Below are 20,097 nucleotides of genomic sequence, written 5' to 3' on the forward strand. Positions count from 1 at the left end.
TGTGTTAAAATCATATAATTTGAGGGGAATAATATACAAGTTTTTTGTGCAAAGTGCGTAAGATTTTCAACCAAGTCATTTAAAAATCAAAAATCAAGTTCCTGGATACCTGGCGTTGCTTCTGACACCATTCATTCCCATTGTATGATCATAATATTTCTAACATTTACAGTAAAATAATTAACCTCCGTGTCAATAGCCCCTGCTGTCAATCATTTCCCGGGTTATTGTCCGGTAATCGAAGTATGTTTCATCCACATAGTTTATCCGATCTACAGGTTCTCCGCGCTCAAGCTTCTTGATGACTTTGTCCACATACGGACCCTGCAGCGGGTTACATTCCACGTTCAACGCGATTTTGCCGGCAAGCGTGTACTCAAGTCCAAGCCTTGTCGCATCAAACGAGATGACGATAACCCCGTCCTCAGGGTTGCATTTTAACCCCGCTTCTTCCAGCGCAGCGATTGCTCCAAGCGCTTCTCCGTCGTTTTCACAGTATACCACGTCTATATCCGTTGTCCGCTTCAGGATGGAACTCATGACTTCGTATGACTTGGCCTTTGTAAAATCACCGCATTCCTGTGCTGCGATCACCCAGTTCGGATGCCGCTTTACCGCATTTTCCAGAGGGACAGTCCTGCCTAATTGCGGGGTGGAACCAATGGTGCCCTGAATGTGAACTATCCGTATCGGTTCATTTGCTCTGCCCTGCTCTTCCAGGAAGTCCTCCAGCCATTTGACCGCGAGCTCGCCCTCCTTGTAGAAATCGGAACCGACATAAGCCGTATACAGGTCTTCATCCTGCCGTTCGATGTACCTGTCGATAACGATGACCGGAATGCCGGCCTCTTTCGCTTCCAGCAAAATGGCGTTCCAACCAGTCTCTACTTTTGGGGAAAACACGATATAGTCGACGTCCTGCTGAATAAACATCCTGATGGCCCGGATCTGGTTTTCCTGTTCCTGCCTGGCATCATCGAAGATAAGCATGTATCCGTTTTCTTCTGACAAAACCGATTTGATGTTCTCCGTATTGGTTACGCGCCACTCCGATTCGGCGCCTACCTGTGAAAAGCCCACCACTATCAGGTTATCCTCGGCAGATCCGGGCAAAGCGTGGGTATCTTCTCCCGAACATCCGCAGAGAAACACGGCGGCCACGCATAGTATCACAGCAAGAAGTTTTCTCATATAGCCATCTCCTTGTCGCTGGTCTTCATGGGTATGGTGACGATGACCTTTGTCCCCACATCCAGTTCGCTTTCGATGGTCAGCCCGTATTCAGCACCAAACAATATCTGTATCCTCTGATGGACCGTCCTCAAACCAAAGCCCTCTCCCTTGCTGTCGCCAAGGGAGGCCTTGATCTCTTTCAGCCGTTCTTCGGACATGCCGCGCCCATCATCCATCACTTCGAGGATGATATGTCCGTTTTCTTCCCTGCCGGTAAGGCGGATGACCCCTTTTCTGCGCCTGTTCTTTATTCCGTGATACAGCGCGTTTTCCACCAGGGGCTGAAGGGTCAGCTTGGGAATGATGTACTGTTTCAGATGATCCGGGATGTCAATTTCATATTCCAGGATATCGCTGTAGCGCATCTGTTGGATCTCCAGATAGCTGCGGACGTGCTGTTCTTCCTCTCCAAGGGTGATAACGTTTTTGCCCCGGCTCAATGAAAAACGGAAATAGTTGGAGAGGCTTGTAACCATCTTGACCGCTCCGTTGATTTCACCGGACTCGATGAGCCATACGATAGTGTCGAGCGTATTATACAGAAAATGCGGGTTGACCTGGGACTGCAGCAACGCCAGTTCTGCTTTCCTGCGCTGTTTCTCCTGCTCGGTGTTCTTCTGGATCTGCCATATCAGGCGTCCTACCATGTTTTCTATACCGTCCGAGAGGATCTGTATCTCCTCAACATCGGCCTGGATGGGTTCTTTGACCAATAAATTGCCCTTGCCTATCGCTTCGAGGCGTTCACAGATCATATCGATGGGATCGACGATCTTGCGGCTAAGCCTTTTTGAACTTTTCAGCAGGAAAAACAGCAGCATCAGCGCAAGGAGAACCACCACGCCCATCAGGATGATCATGTTCCTGACCATATCGGACTGGAGGCTGTTCAGATGTGCCGCTTCGTAATACAGATAAGTGTACATGAATCGCTGTATCAGGTCGGTCAATATGTAGATATTTTTCTCCAGTTGATCCACACGCGAGTCGTACTCTTTTGTCTCTGCGATCTGCTGCATCTTTTCCTCAAGGTTGTGGCAGAGGCTGAGCACGCTGGAAATGGCCCGAAGGCTTTCTTTTTTCGTTGTCGTGTCGTACAGCTTCTGCGCAATCTCCTTTGCGGACTTAACCTCTTCAAGGGGCAGACCTTCCGAGTACTGGCTGTCGATCACGTAATAGTACATTTTCAGATCCACATCATCCTTGAAGTTCTGGTTGAACTCCGAAGCCATGGTGACATTGTTCAGGATTGCATTGTATCGAAAAACATACAATATCCCCACCGATGCAATCACCAGGATAACCGTCATCAGCGGCAGGGATACCAGAAGGCTCATATTCCAGAGCCTGCTCTGCATCTTTATTTTTCTCTCTTTACGCCTGTTATCAATGCTCACTGCCTGTCCCTCTTCGATATTCACTGGGCGTGCAGCCCGAAACTTTCTTGAACACAAAGCTGAAATAGTGCGGATCCTTGTATCCGACTGCAAATGCGATTTCGCTCAGTCTCAGGTCGGTATTGCGTAGCATATTCTTCGCTTCATGGATACGCCTTGATGTGATGTATTCCGTCAATGTCTGCCCGACTTCCTGGCTGAAAACGGCTGACAGGTAGTTGGGACTGATGTTGACGCTTTTAGCAACTTTGTCCAGTGAGATGGACGGGTCCGAATAGTTTTGGTTGATAAAATCCATCGCCTGTTTCAATAAAACATGCTGCTGCCTGGTGCTTTCACAGTCGCGCAGAACGATCGTGCGTTTGATGACCTGGCGCGCATAATTCCGTACCTCCTCGGCAGTGGATATGCTGTCATTGGGCCAGAAATCCGCCGACCATATGGTGTCCATGCTGGAGCCTATCAGGTCCAGGTATTTTACCGCAGCAAAATAAACTGTCATGGCCATGTACCTGCAAAGCAAGGCGGTGGAAACAACTCTTTCCCCTACATTTTGCAGCACCTGTTCGATAAAGTCATCGATTTCCTGTTCCGTTCCGCTGCTTAAAAACTTTCTGATGTGTTCAAGATCAATTTCCTTGCCGTATGTGCCTGCCTGAAAATCATTGTTCTTTCTGAGGTTCCGTATGCTCGCTTCAGTCAGGATATGTTCTTCGGGGCATATGTAGCGATAAGCCAGAATACGGCTTGCTTCGGCAAAGCAGGCCGGAAGGGCGCTGAGCCGTGGCACAGGCGTCCCCCTTGCGATATACCAGCCCACATCGTTTCCTGCCGCGGTACAACGATCCCGTATACTTTTGATGCAATTGATGGTTTTTGATTCTATCTCATCCTGAGAGCCCTTCACCAGGACAGCATAGGTGGTGATGTTCCATCTGAACAGGATAAGGTCGGATCTGCCGATGAACAGTTTTGTCACTTCGTCCTGCACCGCGGCGAGATCATCGGTATAGCTTTCCGGCATGCTGCCGTCATATTCTGCGCTGCTGAGTGAGAAAAGAACGATATTGTAGAACGGAGCACAGATATCGATGTTCATGGATTCGGCGGTATTAATGATCTCCGATTCGCTTAAAGCACCGGTAACTATTCTTTCAAAGAATCGTCTGCGGGAAAAGTTTTCATACTCCTGGGCTTCACGCCGGAAATGCTCTATGTATTCCTGCTGCTGACGTTCTTCCATCATTTTCTTATGCAGTTCAGCCAGTATCCCCACAAGCTTGTCCTTTGTAATAGGCTTGAGCAGGTATTGATCCACGCCCATGCGAATGGCTTGCTGCGCATAAGTAAAATCATCGTATCCGCTTATGATGACAATTTTTGTCCTTGGAAGCTCATCACGCACCAGTTTTATTAAGGTCAGTCCATCCATAAAAGGCATCTTGATATCTGTGATGAGAAGATCAGGCTGAATTTCCCGGATCATAGGGAGCGCAAGCTCGCCGTCCGAAGCGTCACCCGTATAATGAAATCCATACTGTTCCCATTGGATATTCCTGCGTATGCCCTCGCGGACGACATTCTCATCTTCGACGAGAAAGACCTTGAACATCCTGCATCTTCCCTTCGTTTCGATCATCATAGGCACTATGATGCGAGCAGATGTGGCTGAAATGATGATAAAACGGCATATCCCTTATTTGTCAAAATCATGATATCATCCTGCAAATGCCATTGTCAACGAAACCTGGTTTGCAGGAGTTTTCTGCTCATTTTTTCTTGCTTTTATAAGCAGGAAGTCGGGTCTATGAATGGACTTTCTGTATGAAGGATACTGTTCCATGACTTCTTTATCCGGTACAGGTTCGAACATTTTTTCTAAAGCCTGAACTAGATATGAAAGGGATGGTGTCATGAGCAATACAAATTTTACCAGTCCGCCGTTTTATGAGTACCGGTAGACTGTTTGCAGAAACGAGAGATTTAACGACGTCGAGAATCAAAAAAGGATCTCCTATGTAGGATCCACACACTTAAGATAGCCTTATCGGCAGGGTAGTATTTCAGCAAATTGCTCTACGTCAGGAATGTCGCTATTTTAGCAAGACATTCCTGTACTATTGCGTCTATCTCCCTGATTTGGGGATCTCTTGTGTCGTAATGCTTTAAGACCCTAACATTACGAGCCCTCCAGTCCAACGATTTTACTTGGTCGGTCAGGATTACTCCTGTTATCGGGTCCCTGGTATTACCAAGCGATATTCCTCCGTCCGGCAGTCCCACCTCGAACGGATATCCTTTCTTTTGGTTCGTGATAGGGCAGACGACCATAAAACCCGTCAGTTGGTTGAAAGCCCTGGGTGATAAAACGATTGCGTTCCTTCTCCCGGCCTGTTCATGGCCAGACTGCGGATTAAAGTCCAGGACAATAAAGGCGCCTCTGTCCGGTATATTATTATTCGTCAAATCAGTTCACGTCCCTCTGTTCCAAAATCGATTTCATCATGCCGGTTCTCAGGCGTAATCTGGGACAAAAGCTCCTCAAGCGTATATTTCTTTTGCGGGCTTCTGGGCTTAAGTGTGATTGATTCCCCGTTCTCGGCAACATACATCTCGAGCTCGGATCCAAAACTGATGCCTATTTTTTCCGCAGCTTCCTTTGGTATGCGTATCCCAAGGCTGTTGCCCCATTTTTGAGCGACAACTACTGCCATATATCCATCCCCCTTCATTTGCTTACCTTCCTTTGCTTCCATTATATCACCTTATTCAGAAAATGTATATACATAGTATATACGTAGCTTGGTAAGATTATGATGGGAAACTGAGAAGTTGCAAAAGCAATAGGGAGTAATCTCACGATTACTCCCTATTGCTTTTGGAGCCCTCAACCAGGATCGAACTGGTGACCTCATCCTTACCATGGATGCGCTCTGCCTACTGAGCTATGAGGGCATGTTATGAAACTGGAGCGGGTGAAGGGAATCGAACCCTCGCTGTCAGCTTGGGAAGCTGATGTTCTACCATTGAACTACACCCGCATGCCCCGCGGTGCAGCGATATTTATTGTAGCACAAGCTGATTTAGTTGTCCATACTTTTATGGCGGGTAATTGTATCATTTTTTCTTCCTTTATAGTCAATGGATTCCTGCCCGGCCTTCCCCTTAAGCTTTTCCCAGATCATCCTGAGGGTGGATACGTCAAGCCTGTCGGACAGGAAGTCCAGCCCCATACCGCTGAGGATGAACAGGAAAGGCTGCTGAAGATAAGCATACCTGGGCTGCACCTCAATCAGCAGATACACCACGAAGGATATCAGAAGAAGCGCTGCCGGAATGGCCAGCCTGTCGTCCTTCTCCTCCTTTCGCCGTGCAAAGACACCTAGGAGGCTGAGCAGCATGGCCGTATAGATGAACAATTCGTTCAAATCCTTGAGCACCGCATCGACATCGCTGAACTTAACCGGGTTTGACAGCAAATAAAACACCTTGTTGGCCCTGAGAATATGCCCGTAGCTCCAGTCCAGCGCGCTGTCACACCAAAAGAACTGGATCTTCTGCATAAACAGACTGGCAAACTTTTTGGGCCCCATGCCGAGCCTTTCGAGGATCACCTGTTTTTCCAGTTCTTCTCTCTTTTCTTCTGTCAACCCGCTCCCATAAATAAGAAGATAATCATCCTCGTTATAGCCGCCCCGGTGCTCGTAATTCAGGCCCACGACAAACTTCCAGTAGAAATTATTGTTCCTCAGGCCTTCTGTATTGACGCCGCTCCGGATAATGGCCTGGGATGCCAGGCTGTTGACTGCCAGGTAGACCAAAAACACAGCCAGGCATTGCATGAGCCGCTCCAGCCTCTGCTTTCCGTTTCCGGGCCGCAAAAGCAGGATGAGAAAATATCCCGCCAGGGAAACCATGACAAGCAGCGCATCCGGCCTCATGATATTGCCCAGGGCGATAAAAAGCCCGGCAAGTAGGCCTCTGGGCAGAGGCTTCATCCGTATCAGCTTCTGATCCATCAGAAAATACAGGCCCAGCAGGATAAAAAAGGTGGAGATGTGCTGGTTTGACAATACCGATACAAAGGTAATCGGGAAGACAAACCCCATATAGAGAACCGAGGCCAGGCGTGAGGAGCGTTCCTTGAAAAAATTCCCGGCGATGAGGTAAATGAGGAGCGTAATCCCCGTATTCCAGAGGCAGTTCAGGATCTTCAGGGCCCATATGCTTCCGTCAGGCCCGAACAGCTTTACGACCAATCCCTGATAGATGACAAAGCCAGTCTGGTAGGCCCAATCCCGGAAATAGACAAGCTCGCTGAAGCTGTAGTCCCCCTGGGAAAAAAGAACGGCTGCCTCGTAAAGCAGCTTGAAGTCCGATTCTAAGGGTGTTTTAACAATGCTGATGTAGGCAAAGCGGATCAGGAAAGAGCCCAGGGCCAGAAAAAACACAAAGCCTTTGCTTCTGATCCTGTATACCAATACCAGGCTGAGGGCAATATATGCAGCGAAAATGGCCGTTGGCACCCTGAATACCATGAAAAAGCAGAGCACACCGAAGAAGACCACAAAAAGGGCATCCAATATTCTTTTGATGAAACGGAGAATCATTTGGGATGACCTCCTGGAGTGGTTTTCATGCCCGTTATACCGGATCAGCCTTCTCACTCGTCATCCTTAATCCGTCCGTCAATCCGGTCATTGAAAATCACCAGGTTTTCCTGGATCGAGAAGAATACCATGATGAGCTCAAAGAATATCCTGAGGATGAGTTCAAGGATGAGCATGCCAATGAGCCCGACGAAGAAATTGGCCACAAACATGGCCACAACGCCCACAATGAACACGACAATGGTAAAGGCAATGTAAAGGATCTTGGCTACAACACCGGTCAGCATCACCTTGAAGTTCAGGACATCGTTCAGGTATTCCGTAAAGCTGTCATAGCGTCTGGCTTTTCTGGGGATCAGAAAGAGGAAATAGATCCATATGGCGGCGATTACAGCCCCGGTTACAATAAACGGAAAGGGTCCCTTGAGTGCTGCGGTTATCTTTTCTGCCATCGTAAAAAAGCCAAGCCTCAATATTCCTTCCATGTCATTACCCCCAATGATTCTTTATTTATGCGCACAAAATTTTATCGGTCAATTCAATCCGGTTGTTTAGATGATTCCCGGAGCAGCCGCCTTATGGATTTAAGGGCATATATCGCTTTCAGCACCCTGCATGAGGGATTCCGCCAGCTTCACTGCCGAATAGGCATCCTTTGAGTAGTGCGCTCCGAAGCTTCTGGCATACTCTTGGTCCAATACGGCTCCCCCTACCATGATTTTGACCTTGAGCCCGGCCTCAGCCGCCATGCGGGCCACCTTGGGCATTTCGATCATGGTGGTGGTCATCAGGGCTGAAAGTCCGATTATATCAGCATTATTATCCTTGGCTGCCTGAATTATACGGTCGGCGGGAACATCCTTGCCCAGATCAAGCACGTCAAAGCCATAGTTGCGCAAGAGAAGCGCCACAATATTCTTGCCGATATCATGGATGTCGCCCTTGACCGTGGCGAGCACAATTCTGCCCTTTTTGCCTGTGCCGGTCACCGCGCCCTTTTCCAGGTACGGCTCCAGAACCTCCATGGCTTTCTGCATGGCCTCCGCGCCTTTGATCAGCTGGGGCAGGAAATACTTCTTTTCCTCATACAGTTCGCCTACTTTCTGGATGGCGGGTATCAGGCTGTTGTCAATGATGTCCTGCGGCAAAATGCCCTTATCCAGGTCGGTAAGGACCACATCGGCAATCTCTTCGCTCATGCCTTTCAGCACCGCGTCATAGACCGTCGGTTTCGCCTTTGCGGGCTGGGCGGCCTGACCATTTTTAGTTTCCTGGGATGAATAATGCCGGATATACTCCTGGGCACCGGGATCCCTGGCCTTAAGCACATCGGATGCCCGCTTGATATCCATCAGCTGCTGGTTGTTGGGATTCAGAATGGCCGTGCTGAGACCATTGGCCACAGCCATGGCCAGGAAAGCGGCATTGATGTTTTCTCTTGCCGGAAGGCCGAATGATACGTTTGAAAGACCCACCACCGTATTGAAACCGTTATCGGTACACCATTTCAGGACCTTCAGGGTCTCACCGGCCGCATGCCCTCCGGTGGCAACGGTCATCACAACACCGTCCACCAGGATATCTTCCTTTTCAAAGCCATAAGCCTTAGCGGCCTCGTATACCTTCTGTATGATGCGAATCCGTTCTTCAGCCGTCTCCGGAACGCCGCTGTCGTCGATGGGAAGCAGGATGAACATGGCACCGTATTTGGCCGCAAGCGGTAGAATCCTTTCCAGCTTGACCTTTTCCCCGGAAACGGAATTGATCACGGCTCGTCCCGGATAAATACGCAGAGCCGCTTCCAAAGCCTCCGGGCTGGAAGAGTCGAGGCACAGGGGCAACGGCACGGCATCCAGCACAGCCCGGACCATATTCACCAATACCCTGGTCTCGTCCAGGCCGGGCACGCCGGCATTGACATCCAGAAGTGCCGCTCCTGCCTCCATCTGCTCCCTGGCCAGCGCAGCCACCTTGTCCATATTATTCTGGATGAGGGCTTCCCGCAAAAATTTCTTCCCGGTTGGGTTCAGGCGTTCTCCGATAACCGTCAGCGGGAGATCCTGGTGGACAAGCACGGTCTGCCTGTTGGAAGACGCCATGCCGAAGATGGGCTTTACAGGTTTTTGAGGCGTAAACTTCTGTGCGATCCTGGACAGCTTGCGGATATATTCGGGTGCGGTACCGCAGCATCCTCCCAGGGCATTGGCTCCTGCCTCAATCAGCAGCGGGACATATGAGCAGAAGGTGTCCACATCCATATTGAAAACGGTTTTCCCGTCCACAAGCTTGGGTTTGCCCGCATTGGGCTTGGCGATGAGGGGTACCCTTGCGTAGGGCTTCATGGCCTTCAGGATGTCCACCATCTCGGCAGGGCCGCCGGAACAGTTGCAACCCACGGCATCCGCGCCCAGGGACTGGAGCGTTACCAGAGCGGTAACCGGGTCGGTACCCATGAGGGTCCTCATCCCGTCCTCAAAAGTCATGGTTACCATGACGGGCAGATCGCAAAGTTCCCTGATGGCGATGAGGGCTGCGCGGGTTTCCTGAATATCCAGCATGGTTTCAATGACGAAGAGATCCACGCCGCCTTCCAGGAGGCCCCGGACCTGTTCCCTGTAGCTTTCCAAGGACTCCTCAAAGCTGACTTCGCCGTAGGGCTCCAGGAGCATCCCGCATGAAGAGATGTCGCCGGCCACGAGGGCTTTTCCGGCGGCCGCTTCCCTCGTAATCTCCACCAGCCGCCTGTTCAGTTCCCTGGTCTGGGACTGAAGGCCGTATTCGGCGAGCTTAATGGCGTTGCCGCCCATGGTGAACGTGTATAGGATCTGGGTTCCGGCTTCCACATAGTTTTTCTGAACGGTTATGAGGGGTTCCGGATTCTCCGCAGCCCATTTTTCAGGACAGGCTTCCACGGGCATGCCGCTTTTAATGAGCTGCGTCCCGGTGGCTCCGTCCAGAATCACAATCCCATTATCGAAAAAGTCTCTGAAATCCTTTCTTGTCATGGCTCTCAATCTTTCCCAACCTGTTTTATTTCAACAACCCCGGCAACGGCCAGCACCGATTTTTCCGGGACCAGAATAAAAGTTTCGGTCAGGCTGACGCCCAGCCTGCCAATATCCAGGAGCCTTGCCAGATGGGCCTGCTGATCGAGGCCAACGTCTCCATAGCCCGGGCTGAATCGGTGCCTGGTAAGTACCTTTCCCTGTCTTCTTAACAAGGTTCCAATGTAATCCATCAAGAAATCCAGCCCGGCATCGGCGATTTCCGATGCGGCAGCGTCCAGAATCACGGCCTCGCTGGCTCTGCCGTTATCCATCAGGTTCCGGATCTCTTCCATGATGCGAGGGCCTGCTGTTGAAGCCATCAGGACGGCCTGCTGCGACTCTGAAAGAAGCATGGCCAAACCTTTGCCGGACAGTATGGTTCCATCCTCCAGCTTCACGGCATCTTCCGTACATGCTTCAATGCCCACCATCCGATAGGCCAGGGCCAGTGAGCACATGCTTTCCGCTTTCTGAACCGCCGCATCCAGCATCTGACGGTAATTTTCGTCCAGGCCGGTGGTGCCGCGCTTATAGCCCAGCCGTGCGAGGATGTAATCTTTATTGTATGATGGACGTATGCCTCTTAATATCTTGATGTCTTCCATTGCTCCGTTCAGGTTCCTGTGACGGCTTTCATCCATGCGCCGAAGGGCTTGCCCCTGTAAGCCGGTCGCAGGTTTCGCATTTTTAAACCACGGCCGGCAAAGCGTACCTGTAATTTTTAATCATTTTATCACAGGAAAGATCTTCTTACAAACCATTTTTCCCTTCCCGGCCAGGCCGCAGCCCCAGTGCCCAGGCTTGTGCCAAGCCTTGCGGTGCCAAAGCAGAACGGATATAATGGGATGTACCATATTGCCTGATGTCAGGAGAATGGTCGTGGGAAAGCAGAAACCGTCCACTGTTGTCTTCCTGTTCCAAAGCGCTTTATTATGGTCATGCGTACCCGTTGTGTACAGCTTCCTTCCCGTCTACCTGGACAAATCGGGATTTCGGGAAAGCCATATTGGTATATTGCTTGCCCTGGGCCCTCTCATGTCCATCATTCTCCAGCCGTTTATCGGCATACTGGCAGATCGTTCCCCTTATAAAAACACCTTTCTCATCCTGCTCAACGCGGGCACCCTGATTTCCATATTGCTTTTCCCGTTGCATAACGGACTGCTGCATGTTGCCCTGGCCAGCTTCCTGCTGGCGTCCTTCCAGGCTGCCCTGATATCGGTTTCGGAAGCCATCACCCTGGAAGGCCTGGACAGGATTCAAAAGCCATACGGTCCCGTGAGGCTGGCCGGCACGGCAGGATATGCCGTTGTATCGGTGATTGCAGGCTTTTTCATGGAGAAGGATATCCGGTCCATATTCTACTTAACTGCCTTCATGGCCTTTTTCAGCATCCTTTCGGCCTGGTCGCTTCCCAGGGTGGAAGGCCACCAATCCAGGACCCGCCGGGTTCCCGTCACGGATATTTTCAAAAACAGGGAACTCGTCCTCCTGATGACCTTTTCCATGGTGGCCCACATGGGTATTTCCTTTTATCAGAACTTTTTTCCCCTTTATTTTGCCTTCATCGGCGGAACAAGCGATATCCTGGGAATTCTCTATTTCATTTCGGGCATAAGTGAAGTGCCCTTCCTGCTCTATGCCGATCAGATCGAAAAAAAGCTGGGCATACACAAAACCCTCGCCTTTTCCATGGGGGTTGTCGGCGTTCGCTTTTTATTGCTTTTCATCATCAGATGCCCTGTACTCATGTATCCTGTCATGCTGCTCAACGGGCTGACCTATATTGTTTTCTCTTTCAGCCTGGCGGTTCATATCAACAGAACGGTCCCCCTGGAACTGAGAGCAACGGGACAGACCATCCATGGCATGAGCATGGCCTTGGGACGCATCCTTGGATCGGTCCTGGGAGGCTTCCTGATCGAAGCGATTGGCCTGATGAAGGCACTGCTTGTAATTGCCCTGTTCTCTTTGTCGGCCATCGCGATGTTCGCAGCCGTCAACACACGGATAGGCAAGGCCCATACCAGATCCTAGAAAGCCGGCATATCCGTGAAAGCGTAAAAGATCCATCCGGTTACAGGTTCATCCGCGCGCCTCGTGCTTAAGAAGCCATTCCTTGCGCCAGAGCCCGCCGTTATAGCCGGTGAGGGTACCCCCCTTTCCAATTACACGGTGGCAGGGAATGAGGATGGGGATGGGGTTGTTCCGGTTGGCGTTTCCCACGGCCCGGCAGGCTTTCTCATTGCCTGTGGCAGCCGCGATCTGCTGATAGGAACGGGTTTCCCCAAAGGGGATGCTGCAAAGCGCGCCCCAGACCTTTCGGCTGAATGCGGATCCCTTTGGAGCAAGGTTGAGCTGAAAATCCTTTCTTTTGCCCGAGAAATACTCGTCAAGCTGCGTGATGCACTCCCGGATAACCGCGTTGGGATTTTCCGCTCCCCGTTCTTCGCAGAACCGTATTGCTGTGATGGCCTTATCACTTGCCTGAATTTCCATAAGCCCGATGGGGGACTGGTAGTATCCTCTGAACACCTGTTCCATACCTGCGCTCCTTATGGTTTGTTCATCAATCATCATACCCTATGATACCGCATATGCCGGTGCGCGAAAACCCCGGCCTGTTGAAGTGATCGAGATTGCTTCGCTTCACTCGGAGAGATTGCCACGTTGCACATCCGCTCCGCTTGCAATGACACCTCGAAAGGGCAGGAGCCCGTAAAAGGTTAAGGCCGTATTGCGATAAGGCGCCGAAACAGCCTGTGAGAACGCAATAAGGGCGCAAGAACCCTCCCGGAATACCTCCGGGAGGGTTCTTGTCAAAACAGAATTACGATACAGGTACCGGCGGATTGTAGCCGTTCTTGAAGATTTCCTCGAATTCGTCGGCTTCGATACGCTCCTTCTCGAGCAGCGCCCTGGCCACATCCTCAAGCTTTTGCCTGTTCTCTGTAAGAAGCTCTTTAATTTTATTGTACGCATTGTCGATGATCGCCTTGACTTCGGCATCGATCTTGGCGGATATCTCTTCACTGTAGTTCCTGATGTGCCCGTAGCTCTTGCCCAGGAAGACCTCGTCATTTTCATCACCGAACACCAGGTTGGTGAGGGTTTCGCTCATGCCGTACTTGGTGATCATGTCGCGGGCAATCTGGTTGGCCTTCTGCAGGTCATTGGCGGCGCCTGTGCTGATCTCGCCCAGCACCAGTTCCTCGGCAGCCCGTCCGCCCAGGCTCACCATGATCTGCTCAACCAGCTGGGACTTGGTGGTATAGTGCTGATCCTCCTCAGGCTTGTAGGAAGTGAAGCCGCCTGCCCTGCCGGAAGGAATGATGGTGACCCTGTCCACCTTCATGGTGGAGGACACAAGGCGCACCGCAATGGCATGGCCTGCTTCATGGTAAGCCGTAAGCTTCTTTTCCTTGTCGCTGATAACGCGGCTCTTCTTTTCGGGTCCCATGATAACCTTGTAGTTGGCTTCCTTGATCTCCTCCATGGTAATGACCTTCTTGTTCTTCCTGGCAGCAAGAAGGGCCGCTTCATTGAGCAGGTTCTCCAGATCGGCTCCGGTAAAGCCGGGCGTAGTTTTTGCAATGTCCTTCAGGTCTACGTCGGGACCAAGGGGCTTATTCCTGGAATGCACCTTGAGGATCTCCTCACGTCCCTTGATGTCGGGATAATTGACAACTACCCGCCTGTCAAAACGGCCGGGACGCATCAGGGCGGGATCCAGGATATCCGGCCTGTTGGTGGCAGCCAGGATGATAACACCCTCGTTTACACCAAAGCCGTCCATCTCCACAAGCAGCTGGTTCAGTGTCTGCTCACGCTCGTCATGGCCGCCGCCGAGTCCGGCACCGCGATGGCGTCCTACGGCATCTATCTCATCGATGAACACGATACAGGGCGCATTTTTCTTTGCCTGATCAAAAAGGTCACGGACACGGGATGCACCCACGCCTACGAACATTTCCACAAAATCCGAACCGCTGATGCTGAAGAAAGGTGTACCGGCCTCACCGGCAACTGCCTTGGCAAGCAGGGTTTTACCCGTTCCCGGAGGACCCACCAGGAGCACGCCCTTGGGAATGCGCGCACCCAGCTCCACGTACTTTTTAGGTTCTTTCAGGAACTCCACGATTTCTTCCAGCTCGGCCTTCTCTTCGTCTGCACCGGCCACGTCGCTGAACCTGACGCGCATCTTGCTGTCCTCATTGGCCATGCGCGCCCTGCTCTTGCCAAAGGACATGACGCGGTTGCCGCCGCCCTGGGTCTGCTGAACAAAGAAGATCCAGAAAAAAACAAAAAGTACCACCATGGCAATCATAGGCAGCATTTCTAGCCACCATGGCGGTGTAGCCTTCTTTTCGAAATCGTAATTGGTCAGACGTCCTTTCTTATAGGCTTCTTCAAGCAGGTCGATAAAGGACTCCTGCGACAGGAAATTCACGGTATATCTGAAGTCGGCAGCGTAAAGTCCGGAAGGCTTGCTCAGGACCACGTCGGCGTTCAGTGTGCGGACCAGCACACTGCTGACGTTGCCCGCATCCAGTTCCTTCCTGAAATCCGAGTATTTCATGTCGGTAGGATTGCTGATGTTGTTATACATCATAAGGAACAAGGCCATTATGACGAATATGATGATATAAAAACTGATTCCCCGAAAATTCTTCAATAAACTTCAACCTCCTATGAAGACCCAACAACTGTCTCCACATTCATCCATATGCAGCCATCCAAGAGCCATTGCCTGCAGGCATCTATACGTCGGAGATTTCCGGTATACGCCATTTAGGTACAAAAACTCATTATAATATCTTATCATATCGGTTGCTCAAAAACAACCTTATATTTCCTCCACCACATAGACCTCGGGCAGGTTCCGGTATTTCTCGGCGTAATCCAGCCCGTAGCCCACAACAAACTTGTCAGGGATTATTATTCCCTGATAGTCCACCTGCAAATCAACCTTGCGCCTGGACGGCTTATCCAGAATGGTGCATATCTTCACGCTGGCGCAATGCTTTGCCATGAACAGGTCCTTCAGGTATGTAAGCGTCAGGCCTGTATCAATCAGATCTTCCACCAGAAGCACATGCTTTCCGGTGATGTCATAGTCGATATCCTTGAGGATGCGGACAATTCCCGATGAAACGGTGGAATTGCCGTAACTGGAGCATGATATGAAGTCTATATTGACATCGATGGTAATTTCCCTGACCAGATCGGCAAGGAACATGAAGCCGCCCTTCAATACGCCTACCAGGAGGAGCTCCTTGCCCTCATAGTCCTTTGAAATCCTCTGACCAAGTTCTTTCACCTTTGCCGCCAGTTCTTCCCTCGTGATGAGTACCTTCAGTTTGCTCATTGTTCTTCTCCTCCGCTGCTTAATTCATGCCATGTTAAAACCAGATAGGACTGGGTTCGCTCATCCGGCCTGCACTCATCCGAGGTTCTCATGCCAATCACCCACAGGATCCTCGGGCCGGCTGCCACGAGCGGTATGCTGTCCCTTTTTTCTGCCGGAATTTTATGATCAATAAAAAACTTCTTCAGTTTTTTCTCTCCCGGCGATTTGAAGGGGCGGATGCGATCGCCGTCCCTTCTGTTCCTTATATTTATTCCACAATTGAATTTTAAATAATCAAACACCTGGATATTTGATGTTTCCTTTATTTTAAGCCAGTTTCCGAACGATTCCACGAACTGGTCCCTGGTTAGGATCTTCGTCTCTAAAAGGCCATTGGCCTCCCTGACGCAAACGGTTCCCGGCACGGGTACGGGATACGACCATTCCGTTTTTCGGACATCACGCTCAGGCCTCAGGATCAGGCGCCCATAGGACAGTGAAGCTGTCCACCCCTTGGGCAGGCACAGCCGTTTACCTGTCCCGGACTCCCGGCAAAGCCTGAGCACATCATCCACATGGACGCTTTCAATCCCTTTCAGGCTGCCTGTCGCCTTCTCCCAGGCAAGCCGGACAATCCGGCTGGAAATGGCCTTATCCAGCCGGCACAGAACCCCGGCATCAAGGCTGACTTCCACGCCCTCTTCCCGGCTTATCTCATCAAAAATCCTGCGGGCCTGAGCAGCCAGGTAAGCCTCGTCCCGCCTGGCCAGTACAGACAGGCGGTTGAGCACGGGGACCGGATCACACCCAAACTGCTCCTTTATTGCCGGGAACAACAGATTCCGGACACGGTTTCGGACATATTTGCAGGAAGCGTTGCTGCTGTCGGTCCGCCACGGAATGCCCTCCTGGTTAAGATATGCCTCGATCTGGCTGCGGCGAATGCCAAGAAGCGGCCTGATGATGGAACCGCTCTTGTAATCCATCCCGGCAAGACCTTCGAGGCCGCAGCCGCGCAGGATGTTCAACATGACGGTTTCCGCATTGTCCTCATAATGGTGCCCGACTGCGATCACATCCGCAGACGCCTCCCGAAACACCTGGAAAAGGTATCCATATCTGACCTCACGGCCCGCTTCTTCCTCGGAAAAGCCGCTGGTCCGGCTTATTTCCGCGATATCGGCGCGAAAAACCCTGATGGGGATATCCCAGCGCCTGCAAAGGTCAACCGCAAAGGCTTCATCCGCGTCGGACTCCGTCCCCCTGAGCATATGGTTGACATGGACCGCTGTGATGGAGAGAGCGTATTCCCGGGAAAGCTGCCATAAAACATAAAGCAGGCATACCGAATCCGCCCCGCCGGACAAGCCTGCCACCACATGAGAGCCGGGCCTGATAAGTCCGTGATCCCGGATATCCTTTTTCACCTGCTGCAAAAGCGCATTATCCTGCATTGGCCTTACCCGCCCCTGGAGCGCTCTTGTACATGCCTCCATCGGGCATGCGGTTTCCGAACTTTGTGAACTGCGGAATCCAGGCAAGTTCCACGGTTCCCGTGGAACCGTTCCTGTGCTTGGCTATGATAACCTCCACGATGTTCCGTTTCTCAGAGTCCTCATTATAGTAATCATCCCGGTAGATAAAAAGAACCATGTCCGCATCCTGCTCAATGGCGCCGGATTCACGCAGATCGCTCAAAATGGGACGGTGATCGGTACGCGTTTCCGGAGCGCGGCTGAGCTGGGACAGGGCAATTATCGGTACGTTCAGGTCCTTGGCCATGATCTTCAGGCTCCGGGAGATCTCCGAGATCTCCTGCTGCCTGTTCTCGGTCTTCTTCCTGCCCTCCATCAGCTGGAGATAGTCGATGACCACCAGGTCGAGCCCTCTTTCAAGCTTAAGCCTTCTCAGCTTGGACATCATCTCCATCACATTGGTGCTGGCGTTGTCGTCGATGTAGATGGGTGCCTTGGAAAGAGGACCCAGCGCAAAGCCGATCTTCTTCCAGTCATCGGCCTCAAGCTTTCCGCTCCGCATTTTTTCAAGCTCCACCATGGCCTCGCAGGACAGAAGGCGCTGGACGAGCTGCTCTCGCGACATCTCCAGGCTGAATATGGCCACCGGATGCTGCCTCAGCGCGGCATTGACGGCAATGTTGAGCGCAAAGGAGGTCTTTCCCATGGCCGGCCTTGCCGCGATCAGGATCAGATCGGACTTCTGGAAGCCGGTGGTCTTCCGATCCAAATCAATAAAGCCGCTGGGGACTCCGGTGAGCTCGCCCTTCTTGCGGCACAGTTCTTCCAACTGGGTAAAGGTGGTGTCCAGGATAGAGCTTATGGGCTCCAGACCTGTCCGGCTTAAACCCTGGGACAGGTCAAAAATCTCCTTTTCAGCGCTGGCCAGAACCTCCATGCCTTCCATGGAGCCCTGGTAACCCATATCGGTGATCCGACCGGAGATATCGATCAGTTTTCGCAGGAGCGCCTTGTCTTCAACGATGGAAACATAGTGAAGGACATTGGCCGTGGTGGGTACACTGTTGGCCAGTTGGGCTATGTAGTCCACATCCCCGACCTTTTCAAGGGTCCCGCGCCTGGCCAGCGCATCCGATACGGTGACGATATCAACGGGCTGGCTGTCCTCATAGAGCTCCAGGATGACTTCATAAAGCTCCCTGTGTTTTTCCAGATAAAAGGCGTCGGGCTTAAGCCTGCCGCTGACATCCGACAGCGCATGGCGATCGATCAGTATGGAGCCCAGTATGGACTGCTCAGCCTCCACATGATGAGGAGGTATTCGGTTGTACCCGGCTTCCATGAGCCAATCTCCCCCCTAACACACAGATGAACTAAGCCGTCTCGTCAGGCTCTACCTTCACTTTGACCTTTGCGACAACCCCCTGGTACAGCCTGACCTCCACCTCGGTCAAGCCCAGGGTCTTGATGGCGGCATCGGGAAGGTTGATCATTTTCTTTTCCAGCGTGATATTGAAATCTTTCTGGATCTTCTCGACAATATCCTTGCTGGTGATGGAGCCGAACAGCTTTCCGTTGGCTCCCGCTTTTGATTTTATCACAACGGTGATATCTTCCAGCTTCTTTTTCAGTATCTGTGCCTCGGCCAGTTCAGTTTCCTGCCGGTGCTTCTGTGCCCCCTGCTTGATTTTCACTTCGTTGAGTGCAGCAGCGGTGGCTTCAACCGCAAGTCCTTTCGGGATCAGGTAGTTTCTTGCGTAACCGTCATTGACTTCGACAACGGCATCCTTCTTACCCAACGACTTGACATCCTGCTTCAGAATAACTTTCATCCCCGCAACCTCCGTTCAATGACGAACCCTCCGCCGCGCAAGCGCTGCTTGTCCTCAGGATGCGTTACCGGCAGATGATTGCCTTTTTCTGAAATGGGACAGCGCGGATAGATCGCCAAAGTATTTTTCTGTCTCGTGTTCCTGGATCAGACCCAGGCGTATTTTGGCGGATATGTCCTTCTCGAGCATGGGATAATCCAGGCCCAACCGTCTGGACAACAGATAGCTGATAATGATCACATTGGAAAGCGTGTCCAGAGCCGTTTCCTTGATATTGTCGCAATAATCGTCGGCCAGCCTGCTATAGAGGTGGGCGACCGAGTTAAGCAACTCACTCTTGAGATTCTCAATGATCCTGTTGTTCCTGGTGATATCCATACCACTAAAACTCATGCCGCTGTCACTCCATCAATCAAACGTTCTTCCGGACATCATTATAGCACTGTCCGGAAGGCTCGTTCCAATTTCCCGGAGCCGCCTTAAAGGCAGCCGACATGGTTTTTTTGCAAGGGTATCAACAAGGGGATCATTGAAATACAGCCTATAGATATCATCTATAGGCTGTTGGTTCTTAGTCGGTTGTATAGGGCAATAACGCTAAGTGTCTGGCGCGTTTGATGGCTGTTGTGAGCTGTCTCTGATGCTTTGCGCAGGTACCGGATATTCTCCTGGGCAGAATCTTGCCCTTCTCAGAGAGGAACTTCCTCAGCTTCAAACTGTCCTTGTAATCTATGCTTTCAACCTTATCTGCACAGAATGAACAAACCTTGCGTTTTGCTCTTCTTACGCCACGGCCGGCTTTCTGGGGCTCGGCGCTTGTGCTCTTCCTGGCGCTTTTCTCTTTTTTCGCTTCTGACATTTTTATGAATGCCTCCTTCCAAGACTATTCCGGTAAACTTAAGGCATACACGCATTCAAAATCTCTATCTCTATATATTATCCGTCATAATCCTTATAGTATGGCTAAACTAATATATCATAATAAACGCGGAAATGTCAACAAACATATTCGCCTGACTTCTCCCCTATAAATTGCAATATTAAATGCCGTGAAAAAATTGGTAAATCCATTGCTTACTGGAATAAATTCTATACATCATACCGCCATTTCTATGGCTGACCTATAACCAAACATTCTTCTTGGATATTCATT

At 51.1% G+C, this 20,097-nt stretch carries 18 protein-coding genes and 2 tRNA genes; 1 reads left to right on the forward strand and 19 read right to left on the reverse strand.

What is annotated here, in order from left to right:
* Positions 1-192: 192 nt before the first annotated feature.
* The 11 genes from F3H12_RS08690 to F3H12_RS08740 form a co-directional block, all read right to left on the reverse strand.
* Complete coding sequence (locus F3H12_RS08690) at positions 193-1,191, reverse strand: ABC transporter substrate-binding protein (RefSeq protein ID WP_149678958.1); 999 nt, start codon at positions 1,189-1,191, stop codon at positions 193-195.
* Entirely contained in the window at positions 1,188-2,630 is a 1,443-nt protein-coding gene (locus tag F3H12_RS08695) for a sensor histidine kinase (RefSeq protein WP_243133240.1), read from the reverse strand. Before F3H12_RS08695 ends, F3H12_RS08690 begins: the two co-directional genes overlap by 4 nt.
* On the reverse strand, positions 2,620-4,242 hold the full coding sequence (locus F3H12_RS08700; RefSeq protein WP_188118459.1) for a response regulator transcription factor: 1,623 nt from the start codon (positions 4,240-4,242) through the stop codon (positions 2,620-2,622). The genes F3H12_RS08695 and F3H12_RS08700 overlap by 11 nt, the downstream gene beginning before the upstream one ends.
* A 464-nt stretch (positions 4,243-4,706) precedes the next feature.
* Positions 4,707-5,096 carry a type II toxin-antitoxin system PemK/MazF family toxin gene (locus F3H12_RS08705; protein WP_149678960.1) on the reverse strand — a complete coding sequence of 130 codons (390 nt, stop codon included), beginning with the start codon at positions 5,094-5,096 and terminating at the stop codon, positions 4,707-4,709.
* Positions 5,093-5,344 carry an AbrB/MazE/SpoVT family DNA-binding domain-containing protein gene (locus tag F3H12_RS08710; RefSeq protein ID WP_207706820.1) on the reverse strand — a complete coding sequence of 84 codons (252 nt, stop codon included), beginning with the start codon at positions 5,342-5,344 and terminating at the stop codon, positions 5,093-5,095. Before F3H12_RS08710 ends, F3H12_RS08705 begins: the two co-directional genes overlap by 4 nt.
* 165 nt (positions 5,345-5,509) lie before the next feature.
* A tRNA-Thr gene (locus F3H12_RS08715) sits at positions 5,510-5,585 on the reverse strand.
* A 12-nt stretch (positions 5,586-5,597) separates the two neighbouring features.
* A tRNA-Gly gene (locus F3H12_RS08720) sits at positions 5,598-5,671 on the reverse strand.
* 42 nt (positions 5,672-5,713) lie between these two features.
* The gene (locus tag F3H12_RS08725) at positions 5,714-7,240 is read right to left on the reverse strand and encodes an ArnT family glycosyltransferase (RefSeq protein WP_149678962.1); all 1,527 of its coding nucleotides are present in this window, start codon (positions 7,238-7,240) and stop codon (positions 5,714-5,716) included.
* A 53-nt stretch (positions 7,241-7,293) separates the two neighbouring features.
* Positions 7,294-7,725 carry a hypothetical protein gene (locus tag F3H12_RS08730; protein WP_149678963.1) on the reverse strand — a complete coding sequence of 144 codons (432 nt, stop codon included), beginning with the start codon at positions 7,723-7,725 and terminating at the stop codon, positions 7,294-7,296.
* A 99-nt stretch (positions 7,726-7,824) separates the two neighbouring features.
* On the reverse strand, positions 7,825-10,245 hold the full coding sequence (locus F3H12_RS08735) for a homocysteine S-methyltransferase family protein (RefSeq protein WP_149678964.1): 2,421 nt from the start codon (positions 10,243-10,245) through the stop codon (positions 7,825-7,827).
* A 5-nt stretch (positions 10,246-10,250) separates the two neighbouring features.
* Entirely contained in the window at positions 10,251-10,928 is a 678-nt protein-coding gene (locus F3H12_RS08740) for a methionine synthase (RefSeq protein ID WP_149678965.1), read from the reverse strand.
* Between the two features lie 238 nt (positions 10,929-11,166).
* Here F3H12_RS08740 and F3H12_RS08745 point away from each other — a divergent pair, with 238 nt between their 5' ends.
* Positions 11,167-12,324, forward strand: a complete 1,158-nt coding sequence (locus tag F3H12_RS08745; protein ID WP_188118460.1) for an MFS transporter — start codon at positions 11,167-11,169, stop codon at positions 12,322-12,324.
* Between the two features lie 48 nt (positions 12,325-12,372).
* On the opposite strand, the gene F3H12_RS08750 is transcribed toward F3H12_RS08745, so the two are convergent.
* From F3H12_RS08750 to rpsR, 8 genes are all read right to left on the reverse strand, one after another.
* The gene (locus F3H12_RS08750; protein WP_207706822.1) at positions 12,373-12,831 is read right to left on the reverse strand and encodes a methylated-DNA--[protein]-cysteine S-methyltransferase; all 459 of its coding nucleotides are present in this window, start codon (positions 12,829-12,831) and stop codon (positions 12,373-12,375) included.
* A 286-nt stretch (positions 12,832-13,117) separates the two neighbouring features.
* Positions 13,118-14,962 carry an ATP-dependent zinc metalloprotease FtsH gene (gene ftsH, locus F3H12_RS08755; RefSeq protein WP_149678967.1) on the reverse strand — a complete coding sequence of 615 codons (1,845 nt, stop codon included), beginning with the start codon at positions 14,960-14,962 and terminating at the stop codon, positions 13,118-13,120.
* A gap of 171 nt (positions 14,963-15,133) precedes the next feature.
* Positions 15,134-15,655, reverse strand: a complete 522-nt coding sequence (hpt, locus tag F3H12_RS08760; protein WP_149678968.1) for a hypoxanthine phosphoribosyltransferase — start codon at positions 15,653-15,655, stop codon at positions 15,134-15,136.
* On the reverse strand, positions 15,652-17,091 hold the full coding sequence (gene tilS / locus F3H12_RS08765) for a tRNA lysidine(34) synthetase TilS (RefSeq protein ID WP_188118461.1): 1,440 nt from the start codon (positions 17,089-17,091) through the stop codon (positions 15,652-15,654). The genes hpt and tilS overlap by 4 nt, the downstream gene beginning before the upstream one ends.
* Positions 17,081-18,454, reverse strand: coding sequence for a replicative DNA helicase (dnaB, locus tag F3H12_RS08770; protein WP_149678970.1), 1,374 nt, complete (start codon positions 18,452-18,454; stop codon positions 17,081-17,083). Before dnaB ends, tilS begins: the two co-directional genes overlap by 11 nt.
* 31 nt (positions 18,455-18,485) lie before the next feature.
* Complete coding sequence (gene rplI, locus F3H12_RS08775; RefSeq protein WP_149678971.1) at positions 18,486-18,944, reverse strand: 50S ribosomal protein L9; 459 nt, start codon at positions 18,942-18,944, stop codon at positions 18,486-18,488.
* A 54-nt stretch (positions 18,945-18,998) separates the two neighbouring features.
* Positions 18,999-19,337, reverse strand: a complete 339-nt coding sequence (locus F3H12_RS08780; RefSeq protein WP_149678972.1) for a MazG-like family protein — start codon at positions 19,335-19,337, stop codon at positions 18,999-19,001.
* A 178-nt stretch (positions 19,338-19,515) separates the two neighbouring features.
* Positions 19,516-19,803, reverse strand: coding sequence for a 30S ribosomal protein S18 (rpsR, locus tag F3H12_RS08785; RefSeq protein ID WP_149678973.1), 288 nt, complete (start codon positions 19,801-19,803; stop codon positions 19,516-19,518).
* Positions 19,804-20,097: the final 294 nt, after the last annotated feature.

This window comes from Thermoclostridium caenicola (genome assembly GCF_900142095.1).
GTDB classification, from domain to species: domain Bacteria; phylum Bacillota; class Clostridia; order DSM-8532; family DSM-8532; genus Thermoclostridium_A; species Thermoclostridium_A caenicola.